The 12106-nt window shown below is 45.3% G+C and carries 8 protein-coding genes; 2 read left to right on the plus strand and 6 right to left on the minus strand.

Going from position 1 to position 12106, the window contains the following annotated elements; genetic code table 11:
- Positions 1-280 precede the first annotated feature (280 nt).
- From AXE77_RS06395 to AXE77_RS06410, 4 genes are all read right to left on the minus strand, one after another.
- Positions 281-3049 carry a glycoside hydrolase family 31 protein gene (locus AXE77_RS06395; protein ID WP_430886660.1) on the minus strand — a complete coding sequence of 923 codons (2769 nt, stop codon included), beginning with the start codon at positions 3047-3049 and terminating at the stop codon, positions 281-283.
- A 128-nt stretch (positions 3050-3177) separates the two neighbouring features.
- Positions 3178-4089, minus strand: a complete 912-nt coding sequence (locus AXE77_RS06400) for a carbohydrate ABC transporter permease (protein WP_240612680.1) — start codon at positions 4087-4089, stop codon at positions 3178-3180.
- Positions 4086-5021, minus strand: coding sequence for a carbohydrate ABC transporter permease (locus AXE77_RS06405; protein WP_116712644.1), 936 nt, complete (start codon positions 5019-5021; stop codon positions 4086-4088). Before AXE77_RS06405 ends, AXE77_RS06400 begins: the two co-directional genes overlap by 4 nt.
- Before the next feature lie 48 nt (positions 5022-5069).
- Positions 5070-6455: an extracellular solute-binding protein gene (locus AXE77_RS06410; RefSeq protein ID WP_116712645.1), complete on the minus strand. Its 1386-nt coding sequence runs from the start codon at positions 6453-6455 to the stop codon at positions 5070-5072.
- Positions 6456-6734: 279 nt separating this feature from the next.
- On the opposite strand from AXE77_RS06410, the gene AXE77_RS06415 reads away from it, so the two are divergent.
- On the plus strand, positions 6735-7760 hold the full coding sequence (locus AXE77_RS06415; protein WP_116712646.1) for a LacI family DNA-binding transcriptional regulator: 1026 nt from the start codon (positions 6735-6737) through the stop codon (positions 7758-7760).
- A 52-nt stretch (positions 7761-7812) separates the two neighbouring features.
- Here the strand turns inward: AXE77_RS06415 and AXE77_RS06420 are convergent, their stop codons facing one another.
- Together AXE77_RS06420 and AXE77_RS06425 are read right to left on the minus strand one after the other, a co-directional pair.
- Positions 7813-8589 carry a TraX family protein gene (locus AXE77_RS06420; protein WP_116712647.1) on the minus strand — a complete coding sequence of 259 codons (777 nt, stop codon included), beginning with the start codon at positions 8587-8589 and terminating at the stop codon, positions 7813-7815.
- A 155-nt stretch (positions 8590-8744) separates the two neighbouring features.
- Complete coding sequence (locus tag AXE77_RS06425; protein WP_116712648.1) at positions 8745-10451, minus strand: alpha-amylase family glycosyl hydrolase; 1707 nt, start codon at positions 10449-10451, stop codon at positions 8745-8747.
- Between the two features lie 262 nt (positions 10452-10713).
- Here AXE77_RS06425 and AXE77_RS06430 point away from each other — a divergent pair, with 262 nt between their 5' ends.
- Positions 10714-11943, plus strand: coding sequence for an extracellular solute-binding protein (locus tag AXE77_RS06430; protein ID WP_116712649.1), 1230 nt, complete (start codon positions 10714-10716; stop codon positions 11941-11943).
- Positions 11944-12106 lie beyond the last annotated feature (163 nt).

Genomic DNA, 12106 nt, shown 5'->3' on the forward strand with positions numbered 1-12106 from the left:
CCCCCCCCCCCGATTTATTACTAAAACCAAGCCTATTTATCACAAATTTGTATCAAAATCTTCAAAAAAGCACAACAAAAACTTTAATTGTCTATACAAATCTAAACTTTTGTTATTAATATCAATTTAATTATATACAGTATATTTGCAAGATATATACAAAAAGTTGGAAGCAACTCACGTGATAATTGCAATAAACAATTAAGATAAGTCGCTTCCAACTTCACACAAGCACGCAACGCTGCAATCAACTGCAACACAGGCTCAACAATCGATTCACCTACTCAACTGAGCGAAGTAAAATCTCCTCAAGCACATGCTTTACAGAAACAGGCAAAGTACAACGCCACTGCGCCCACTTCACTACGGAAGGCTGATCAGTTGCGTAAGCGTTAAGCATATCAACATTGTTGCGATACTTTTCTGCTTCCGATTCGTTTTCGTATTCAAGAGTTGAGATTGCAGCAATAGCGCTTGCACTTCCGCCAGCCTCACGCACTGCGTCAAAAGCCATTTCCTTACCACGGTACGGCACTTGCGCTTGAAGAAGGAATCGGTAAACGTCGCCAACTTTAGGGTCGGCAGCAATTTGCAATCCGCCGTCAACAATTACACGAACTTCTTCGCAAGCAGGAACGTCATTTACGGAAACAGTTAAGCTCAAAGTTGAATCTTCGCCTTCGTAAGAAACTACAAACTCGCTTGCGTTAAGCTCTCGACCTCCTACAAATACACGAACGTTCGAGAAGTCTGCGCAATCTACGCCTCTAAATACCACGTTCCAGTTGCGGGTTTGCGGCACAGATTCTACAGCAGCTTCCGCACCTTCTACGCCAGAAATAATAAATTGCGAAGAACTATTGCCGTCGCGCCACACAAAATTCATACGTGTGTCGGCAGTATTCCCAGCAGACGCGGCAGCAAAGTCGCCGTTATCCTCGCGCATCACAAATTCGCCATCAGCACCCGGGAATGTAAGAACGCGCAAACTACGAGGATTTGCAATACTGTTAACCGATTCAGCAGCTTCAGCATTACGAGCACAATCTAAAACTTCCGGCAAAACTTGCAGCGGCACAATTGCTCCGGCTCGCGCAAAAGCAGGCACTCGATCAAGCTCGCGCCATGCTTCAAACCTGCGACCATTCCAGCCGCGAGACACGTACCTGCGCCCGTCAAACAAATCGTACCAGTCGCCTTCAGGCAACCAAACTCCAGCGCATCCGCGCAAAGCAGCAGAATCATTAGGCGAAGTAATCGGCGCCACTATAAGTTCGCTTCCAAAACGGTACTCGTTAGGAATTTCGTAAGCCATTCCAACTTCCGGCGACTGCCAGTACATTGGCTCAATAATCGGCCTGCCTTCAAAAGCTGCGCGATAATTCATCGTATAAACGTATGGCAAAAGTTCCGCGCGCAAACGAAGCATTTTCACCATTGCTTCACGAGTTTCCTGAGGGAAATTCCACGGCTCTTTCCCAGCAAACGGCGAGCACGTCGAGTGCAAACGATTAATCGGGCTAAACGAACCGAAAGCGTACCATCGCGCTTCTAACTCGTTATTTCGCACGCCAAGCATGTGACCGCCAATATCGTGACTCCACCATCCGTAGCCAATATTTGAAGCTGTAGAAGTGAAGTAAGTTTGGAAAGCAAGCGAATCCCAAGTAGTAACAGTATCTCCCGAGAATCCAACTGGGTAACGATGCGAACCAGGCCCCGCATAGCGAGAGAATGTAAGCGGCCAACGGCCGTCGCGCGCAGCATCCTCATAATGCATGTGGTTCAGCATCCAAAGCGGGTCCAAACCAGGCTCGCGCGTCACACCTCCCTGCTGCCAGTCAATCCACCAAAATCGCACGCCTTCATCTTCCATGCGATGATGCATGTTGAAGTAAGCTTCCACGAATTGCGGATTCGTTAAATCAAATTCCACAGCTTTCCCACTCGCCGGATCAATACCAGCATCTCGCGCAACCTGCGGATAATCTTTTTCAAACGCACGCACGCCGTCGCGCGGATGCAAGTTCAAAGTTGGAGCCAAACCAGCCGCGTTAAGTTTACGCAAAAAAGCACGATGGTCTGGGAAAAGCTCCTCGTTCCAAGTGTAACCAGTCCAACCTGAACCGTATTTCGCATCAACGTCAGTAACATGCCAGTCCATATCTATAACGGCTGCACTAAAAGGTATTCCTTCGCCCTTAAAACGATTGTGCAATTGCAAATATTCGTCTTGACGATAACGATAGTAGCGACTCCACCAATTACCTAGAGCAAAGCGCGGCAGTAACGGCTGCGAACCAGTAAGCCGGTAAAAATCTCGAATTGCATCAATATAGCGATGTCCGTAACCAAAGAAGTATAGGTCCTTGTACTTGCCGTCTTGTTCGCTAACTTTTTGTGCGCGCGGCTGCACCCAAGCCCCATACGGATTCGGTTTGCCATCAACTTTTTCAGCAGGCACAATTTCGCAAGTTGCAGAATCATCTAAAACAGACCATCCGTCGCGCGAAAGAATGCCCGTACCAAGTTTTACCGGGCCATTCGCTTGATCCAAAGTTCTAAAAGTTCCAAGAAGATTGCCAGGGCACGCGTCACCATAGTGCCACGTATTAAACTGCGTACACGGCACTCCGCGAACGACAATACTTAAACCTTCTTTACTAAAAGGTTTGCAATTGTAAGTGAGCAGCAGCTTCTCAGTTTCAACTTCCAGCCAACCGTCTTCGTTTTTACGCACAGAAAACTTCGGCTGCACGCCAGGATTCGCGTCACTGCTGGCATTGTCATCATTGCCGGCCTTGTTATCGGCAAAATTGCGTCGAATTACCGTCTGAGTAGGGGCATCAGCAAATTCGCCGTCGTCACTCCACTCAAGGCGCAGTAGCGAATCTGTAATAACCGTAATCCGCCACTTTTCGCCTTTAATTACCTGAATATCCTGTGCTTTGGCGTACTGCGAATTTGCAACGTCAGCAAAAATTTGAGATTGCGAATCCGAATACTTCACAGCTTTACCGATAATTTGTGATTCATTTTGCTTGCTCATATTTACCACACTCATAGCAGCACCTTTACTTCAGTACGCAAGGCCACACTGCAACATTCGTTACGCAACACTTGTTGCACCACACTTTCGCGCACAGCACTTACGTATCTATCTTTCACTTCTGCGTGTTACTTACCGCTACCAGTGGAAATACCGGCAATAAACTGCTTTTGGAAAATTACGTACACTATAATAACCGGCACAATCGCCAAAGAAGTCGCTGCAAACAAGCCACCATAATCAGTGCCATATCGCCCACTAAACACCTTCAAACCCACTGCGAGCAGCTGCTTCTTTTCGTCCGAAATCATCAAGAACGGCCACAGATAATCTTCCCAATTCCACAAGAAAGTGAAGATGGCGAGCGCAGCAATCGTGTTATGACTCATAGGAAGGATGATGCTGTGGAAAATACGGAAATCAGATGCGCCATCGAGTTTTGCAGCCTCAATGAGTTCGTCAGAAATACCTGTTATTGACTGACGGAAAAGGAAAATGCCGAAAGCACTAATTAATCCCGGCACAATTAAGGCTCGATACGTATCCTGCCAACCGAAGCTTGTCATCATATCGTACTGCGGAATAATAGTTACGGCCCACGGAACCATCATGGTGCTCATTACTATACCAAAAAGCAAATTACGGCAACGGAAACGCATTTTTGCAAATACGTACCCCAACACTGCACTGGTGTAAATAGCAATTACCGTTTTTGCTACGGCAACAAACAACGAGTTGCAGAACAATCTCAAGAAATCAAATTTTTCCTGAATCCCAACATAGTTATCGAACGTACTCGGTATAGGGAACAGTCCGCCATCGACGCGCACAATATCACTATTTGGTGCAAATGAAGAAATGAACATCCACACAAACGGAATAATTGTCAGCGCAGAAAGCAGAAAAAGAAAAATAGTAAGCGACCAACTCAACACCGCATGACGCGTGCTGTTTCTTGCACGATTACGTAATTTTTTCACAATACCCCCCTTAGCCGGCGCCGTAACAGCAACTTCCACCGTTTTCGTCTTATTGCTCATACCAACTCACCGTCCTCAGAAGCTTTGAACATGATTATCGTGAGTGCGCCAGTAAAGATAAAAAGCACTACGCTCATAGCCGACGCAATACCAAAGTTATACTTTTGGAAAGCTTGATCAAAGATTAAGTAGCTAATAGTGTAAGTTGCTGTTCCTGGACCACCGTTAGTCATAACTAAAATCTGCACATAGGCTTGCAGGTAAGCAATCATTGACGTAATCACAATGAATAACGTTGTTGGTTTGAGTAGCGGCAAAGTAATGCGGAAGAATTTTTGCACACTGTTAGCGCCATCAATATCGGCGGCTTCATACACGTCTTTTGGAAGATTCATTAAGCCTGCCAAATATAGCACGGTTGCGTAGCCAAAATCTTTCCAAATGGTCATGATAATAATTGCCGGCATAGCCCAAGTAGAACTATGCAACCAATTAATATTCAATCCCGTAACTTTATCAATCATGCCAAACTGCGGATCAAACATCCACATCCACACGAAGCTTACTGCCACAAGTGGCGTAATCGTTGGCATATAAAATAGGCCGCGCAGCGAATCTTTGCAATGCACGAGCTTGGAGCTGAGCAACATTGCCAAGCCCAAACCGAGAATAATGCGGAAAATCACGGATACTGCCATGAAAATCGCCGTATTCCCGATTGACTTCCAGAATAAGCCGTCGGTTAAAATCTGCTTGAAATTATCGAGCCCAACCCAGTTGTACGTTCCAACCAACGGATTCCACTCGTGGAAGCTGCCGGCAAACGCTTTATAAATAGGATAGGCAAGGAAAATCGCGAAATAAGCAACCAGAAATGTCACTGCCACATTGCGAAAGGAGAAGGTTCGAGACAACGCAGCGGTTACTTTTGCTATACCACCAAATTTTTTTCTCAGAGGAGTTGAATGAGATTTCTGATTTACTTGTTCCATGATTTCCCTTGCCTTACTTGCGAGAACACACTTCAGTTTATGAATCTTTTACTTGTGTTCTTTGAAGAATTCATACTTGCTTTCTGCGGACTTAAAGTTGGAATTCTTCATGTCTTTTACCATGGTCGCTTGTGCTTCTTTTACTGCGGAATCAATAGATTGACCATTTTGCATAACGTTTTGGAACGCTGCTTTGCTGCTGGTTTCCACCGTAGAAGGAGTGATGCCTGGCCAAATCAACCTATTCACGCGAGGCTGAATAGCAGCCATTACCGGGGCCTTAAGAATCTCTGGATCATTCTGTAGCGATTTCTTCGCTGGGAACGAGTTCAGATGTTTCACTGCAGAGCGAATAAAAGCGTCGTTAGCGAGAATGAACTTGATAAAGTCTTGTGCCACGGCCTGCTGTTCTTTGCTTTGGTGAGCGTTGATTCCTGGAGTGGATTCGCCGTTGTAGCGATCGTAGGCAAATGGCGTTTCTTTCGTGAATGTTGGAGTTGGGAAAATACCGTATTCTATGTTCGGATATTTTTCTTTCAGTAGGCCTTCAAGCCAACCCCAAGCGTATACCATTCCGGATTGTCCGTTGCCAAAGCTTTGCGTGTAATCAGTACCGAAGTCTGTTGCAATAACTTTGTCTTTGTCGTACAAATTCTTTAGGAATTGCATGTTTTCGCGCGTAATTTTGTTGTCAAAATTAGGCTTTTTACCACTTTTATCGAACGCAAGTTCGCCACGTTGATAGTTCAAGCCTTGGTTGATTGCAGGGTATGCGTCACCATTAACATTGAAACCGGCTTGTACCATCTTAGAACCGTTCCACTTCGTGAGTTTCTTTGCCACCTCGCGTAGTTCGTCCCAAGTCGTAGGAATATCTGCTTCCGTTAAACCGGCTTCTTTCCAAAGCTTTTTATTGTAGTAAATATTGCCGGTATTGATAACCGAGTCAATATACTTTACTTTTCCGTTGGCATCTTCGTGTGCAACAGAGGAGCTGTAATCGGCTTCCATTGCTGCCTTGTCAACGTTATAGTCGGCAGCGTATGGGCGTATAAGCTCATCCTTGGAATTGTGAATATTGAACAGAGCCGGGCCGTTTTTGCCTTTGAGCGCTAACGGCAGTTTCGTCCAATAATCATCCCAAGCAACATTCTTCGTTTTGAACGTTACATTAGGGTAGATTTTCGTATACTGCTTAATCATATCGTAGATTGGGTCTGTACTGCTATCTCCCCAGCTCCAATATTCCAAAGCAATTGGCTTGCCTTGATTAACAAGGTGGTTAGGATCATATTTCAATGCCTCGCCCATTACCGGCAAACCTTTGTCTTTTTTCGCGTCGGTGACACCGGCAGAATTGCTGCCGCATGCGCTAACACTAGCAAGCATGCCTAAAACGGCGACACATGAAATACACATTTTTCTAATGTTCATTGTTACTCCACTTCTTCGTGAAATTAATGGGTAAAATCTATGATATTGCGAAAAGTTTTTACTGGTCAAACAGAAAAAATGTTAATGTAAAGGTTTTCATTTCAAATCCGTTAAACTGCACTATTTTTGCAAAAATAAATACTTTTTTACCCGCGTGTCTAAAAATGTAAACCTTTACATTTATTGTATTTACATAACACTTATATGTTCTTTTTAAGGCGTATATGTAACACTCTTCATATTTGAGCAAAAAGAGGCAGAAGATCAGAAGGGAACAAAATGTCAAAAAATAGTATTAGCGATGTAGCTACGCTAGCAGGGGTTTCTATAGCAACTGTCTCTAGAACTTTCGCCCACCCAGACAAAGTAACACCAGCAACACGAGCAAAAGTTACACAAGCAGCAGAACAACTCGACTTTACTGTATCAAGAACCGCAGGAGTACTGAAATCAGGCAAATCATACCGCATAGCATTACTCATTGGCAGCAGTCGCATAGAATGGTTCAGCGCTTGTATTATTGAAGGATTAAACGCTACATTGCACGCAGCCGGATACGATTTAGTAATTTATTCAGTAGATGGTATCGAACAGCGTAAAACTTTCTTCAAAGAACTACCTTTACGCGGTAATACTGATGCCGTAATCGTATCTTCTTTCGATATCAGCAACAATGAAGCAGAACAGCTTCAACGCATAAAAGTACCTATTGTGGGTATTAATTGCGTGGCGTCTAAAATTCTTTCTGCAGCAATCAGCATTGACGATGCGGCAGGAATTAAACTTGCAGTACGCCATCTCACTACTTTAGGCCACAAAAGACTACTGTACGTTTACGAACATTTTAATTCACCACTTCGCTTCAGCTCTTCGAGGAGAATCACCAGCTTTGAAACAATATGCAACGATACACCCGGAGTCCAAGGGAAAATCCTACCAATTGACTTTGGAGACAATCCCTTAGATACCACTATCTCAGAACTATTTTCAAGCAGCAACCCTCCCACTGCACTGTGCTTTCACCAAGATTCCACAGCAATACCGTTCCTGTTTCGTTTACAAAAACTAGGCATACGAGTGCCAGAAGATTTGTCTATCATTGGTTTTGACAACAGTACTTTTGCAGAAGCAGTAGGCTTAACTACCATTCGACAAAATCCGTGTCTGATGGCTCAGCAAGCCGCCAATATTGCTTTAGCACTTATTAACGAGCAGCCAATCACAAGACGCCATGTTACAGCTCCGCTTCAGCTTCTAATACGAAACTCAACTGGTCCTGCCCCAGACATTACATCTGCAAACTGATTTGCAGTAAAACTCGCCGTACAAACAAATCCAAAACTGCTACGAAATGTTTTCAACGCAAAAATACTGCAAATAATGCTGCAACCGCCAGCATTACCGGATACCACGCGTACATAATCCAGCGAAATACCGGCGAATCCTTATGCCCATCACCGTAGGGGCTGCGATAATGCAACACTGCCACGCCAATACCAGGCGCAAGCATCGACATAGCGCCAAACATTCCAGAAATAAGTTCCATGCGAATTTCATGCTTTTGCATCAGCTCAAAAATCAGCACGAACACAAGAAATATTGCGCCTCCCCAGAAAATTTGCTGGCGCACATAAACTTTGCCAATAATATTCCAAAGCAATCCTGCAACCACTAGCGCAACGTACGCAGCGCCGCGCGAAAAACCGCTAAAACGCTCTCGAATCATGTCGATTCCCATAAGAACGAATAACGCAATTACCAGCGCAAATACAGGGTTTTGCGAGCGCAAATCAAACGCGCAACCGGATGTAGTGAGATCGTACGGCAATTCACAAATTACTGCCAAAATCAGCAGTCGCAGTATGTAAAGATTCACATTATGCGTATTGTGATACCCGCGCATAAGAATCCACGCGTACCATGGCATCGCCGTCCAGCTCACTACTTCGGCAAGAACGGCGAATGTAAGAGCGAGCATATTATCTCTTCTTAAACCGCCAAACAAATGCGGTATTACGGGAGCACTAAATGCACTAAGCATCATCATAAATGCGCCAAGCATCTTAAACTTGCGCAAAGTAATGCCCATTTTTATGTTTTTATCTGCACGAATTTTAGGCTTTAGCGTATCCATAACTTTCGCACTCCCTTGTATTTACACGCATACTGTCTTAAGTAACGTTGTCTTAAGTAACGTTGTCTTAAGTAACGTTGTCTTAAGTAACGTTGTCTTATTTTTCTACTGCTCTGTTTTACTACCGTTTATTGTATCGCAGTATTTATTGCGAATTAAAGCGGCAAATCGAATACTGCAAAACTTTGTGCGCCAAGTTTCAAGGAATTTCCGTCACTTAGCACTTCGCCAATTCTCAACAGAGGATTTTCGACTGCTTCCTGAGTAAGATTTGCCAACGTTGCAAACGGTACCGTTTCGGCACTTACTCCAGGATTCATAACCACAATGCTTCTTTCGGCAGCTGATTCTCCCTCGTTGCTTTTTGCACAACGCTCGTAAGCAAATCCGCGGCCATCAACAGGAGCGTACAGCACTCGCCAAGACGCGTCAGCTTGCAAAGAAGCGCGATTGTGGCGAAGCGCAATAAGCGCGCGAACCCAAGAAAGGAAGGAATCTTCGCAATTAATTTGCGCAGAAACCGTTGGAATTTCGCCACTTTCTACAGCTTGTTTGCGAGAGTTTGCGCAAGTGCGCCCGTCCGCTCGCGCTTCAACAGGTAAATATAGTTTCGATTTTGCAGCCGTTGAGAAACCAAGATTTTTTGTGTCATCCCACTGCATTGGCGTGCGCGTGCCGGTTCGAGCATAGCCGCCTTCTTTTGTTGGAATATCGCGATATTTCATGCCAATTTCGTCACCATAGTAAACGAAAGGTACTCCCGGCATAGTCAGTAGCATGCCAAAAGCTACACGACGCTCACGATCGTCTAGGCGTGGAGCCATGCGAGGCGTATCGTGATTGCACGAAATAAAACTAAAGTATCCTTGGTTGCAGGTCGACTCGTATTGCGGGCAGTAATCGTCTAAGAACGGGCAAATGCTTCCGCCGCCGCGCGCAGAAAAGTAGCTGTGATCGTGCTCAGGATTGTTATCTAAAGCGTTATCAACGTCACGAAGCAAACGTGCATAACCATTAGGATTGCCATCCCAGCGCCAACTCAAATAAAAGTCCATATCAAAGCCAGCAGCAAGCGCCTGACGCGGCCTGCCCCACTCGGAAACGAAAGCAGCTTCAGGGTATTCCTCTTTAACAATTCCAAGCATTTCCCGCCAAGCGCGAATCGTATTATCCTTGCCAAGGCTTCCTTCGCCATTGTTGTCGTCATTTTTTACGAGAGAATCAGCCATATCAACGCGGAAGCCATCCGCGCCGAGCGAAAGCCAAAATCGCATAACATCAACCATTGCTGCGCGAGTTTCAGCCGCTTCTTCAGAATCAGGCGAAGATTGCCAAGCGCGATCTCGATGCGCAAAACCGTAATTTAGCGCAGGCTGACATTTGAAAAAGTTGAGAATATACGTTGCGTCGCGCTCGCTTTCGCCACCAATAAACGGCATGGAATAGCCGGAAAATGCGCTATCGGTCCAAATATAGCGCTTGCTGAACTCGTTTTCTTCAGCTTTAGAACTTTCCTTAAACCACTCGTGTTCTTCACTTGTGTGTCCTGGCACTAAATCAAGCAAAATACTCATTTCGCGCTTGTGTGCTTCACTGAAAAGCTGTTGTAAGTCTTCATTAGTTCCGTAACGCGCCGCAACTTTTTTGTAGTCACGCACATCGTAACCAGCATCCTTAAAAGGCGAGTCGTAGCAAGGATTAAGCCAAATTGCGTTGCAACCAAGCGATTTCACATAATCCAATTTTTTAATAATTCCTTGAATGTCACCTATACCGTCACCGTTTGTATCGCAAAAACTTTGCGGATAAATTTCGTAAAAAACAGCGTTTTTTAGCCAAGTTGCATGGTCATACAATGCCATTATTCCACCCTTCTTGTGTTGTATTATTTAGTTTACTCGATACCGCTTGAAAACACTGTGTTTGTTTGAACACATAAACCAAGCCGCCACTCATTTGCAAACGACATCATATTCGTGTATACTGCACATTGCTTACGAACGGATTTTGTGAGACATGTGACGCTGCTCTATGCAATAACATCGCAATGTTGCACCACAATAAGATCCGTTACTACGCCACCAAATGATATGCCAATTTTTGGCATGATATAGGAGGTCAAGGATGACGAATATTAAGAAGATGCTGGGCGCAGGCCTCGCAGTTGCTACTCTCTTCGGTTTTGCAGCATGCGGTTCTAGCACCAACAGCGACAAGAAGGCTGCTGATTCCACTGTTCAGCTCACTGTTTGGTCTGCTTCTGAGGATCAGAAGGCAGGCGGCTGGGTTGACACCGTTGAGAAGGAATTCCAGAAGGCCAATCCAAACGTTAAGTTCAAGAACACTGTTGTTGAGCCACCAAAAGCTGCTGAGTCTGTAAAGAAGGATGCAAAGGCTGCTGCTGACGTTTACCTCTTCCCTAACGATCAGCTTGGCGACTTGGTCAAGGCTGGCGCAATCGGCGAGTTAAGCGATGACGCTGTAAAGCAGGTTAAGGAACAGAACGAAGAAACTTTGGTTAATTCCGTCACCGCTCAGGATGGCAAGATGTACGGCGTTCCTTACACCGGTAACACTTGGTTCATGTACTACAACAAGTCCAAGTTCTCTGCTGACGACATCAAGTCTCTCGACGCAATGCTTGAGAAGGGCAAGGTTGCATTCAGCGTTTCCAACGCTTGGTACCTCCCAGGCTTCTACCTCGATGGCAACATGACACTCTTCGGCGAGAAGAGCAACGATGCTAAGGCTGGCATGAAGCTCGGCGACAAGGCTGCTGAAATCACTAAGTACCTCGCGAAGTTAGTTCTTAACAAGAACTTCGCTATTGATAGCGATGGCAGCGGCTTGTCCGGTTTGAAGGACGGCTCCGTCGACGCCATCTTCTCTGGCTCTTGGGATGCCGCAAACGTAAAGGCAGCTTTGGGCGACAACTATGCAGCTGCTTCTCTTCCAAAGTTCAAGACCGAATCCGGCGAGCACCAGATGAAGTCCTTCGCTGGCTCCAAGGCTGTTGCTTACAACCCTAACTCCAAGCACCCAGAGATGGCTGCTAAGTTTGCTGCATTCTTGGGCTCCAAGAAGTCCCAGCAGATTGCTTACGAGAAGCAGGGCGTAATTCCTTCCGACAAGTCTCTTGCTGATTCCGTAAAGTCTGATCCAGCTGCTGTTGCTCAGATGGAAACCATTGCTAAGACTTCTGTACTGCAGCCAACAGTCCCTGAGATGGGCACCTTCTGGGATCCAACCCAGACTTTAGGCGCAGCAATCGCAGGTAAGAAGGACGTTACCGAAAGCAATGCTGCAGAGAAGACTGCAGAATATGCCAAGGGTTTGGCTGAAACAGCAAAGTAAGCATTAGCTTTGCTTAATAAATAAATCTATATAGAATGCATAAACGAATAATAATTGTTTTATGCATTCACAAATAACACGCCCCAGTCCCCACTCTAGTGAAAAGGGGCCGGGGCGTGTTATTTATATACTTCTCTAAAGCACTCACTGTTTATATGAAAGG

Origin of the sequence: Gardnerella massiliensis (genome assembly GCF_003408845.1) — a bacterium.
GTDB lineage: Bacteria > Actinomycetota > Actinomycetes > Actinomycetales > Bifidobacteriaceae > Bifidobacterium > Bifidobacterium vaginale_H.

Coding starts and splice junctions, on each gene's coding strand:
- AXE77_RS06395 (WP_430886660.1), bottom strand. CDS start 3,049: ATGAGCAAGCAAAATGAATCACAAATTATCGGTAAAGCTGTGAAGTAT.
- AXE77_RS06400 (WP_240612680.1), bottom strand. CDS start 4,089: ATGAGCAATAAGACGAAAACGGTGGAAGTTGCTGTTACGGCGCCGGCT.
- AXE77_RS06405 (WP_116712644.1), bottom strand. CDS start 5,021: ATGGAACAAGTAAATCAGAAATCTCATTCAACTCCTCTGAGAAAAAAA.
- AXE77_RS06410 (WP_116712645.1), bottom strand. CDS start 6,455: ATGAACATTAGAAAAATGTGTATTTCATGTGTCGCCGTTTTAGGCATG.
- AXE77_RS06415 (WP_116712646.1), top strand. CDS start 6,735: ATGTCAAAAAATAGTATTAGCGATGTAGCTACGCTAGCAGGGGTTTCT.
- AXE77_RS06420 (WP_116712647.1), bottom strand. CDS start 8,589: ATGGATACGCTAAAGCCTAAAATTCGTGCAGATAAAAACATAAAAATG.
- AXE77_RS06425 (WP_116712648.1), bottom strand. CDS start 10,451: ATGGCATTGTATGACCATGCAACTTGGCTAAAAAACGCTGTTTTTTAC.
- AXE77_RS06430 (WP_116712649.1), top strand. CDS start 10,714: ATGACGAATATTAAGAAGATGCTGGGCGCAGGCCTCGCAGTTGCTACT.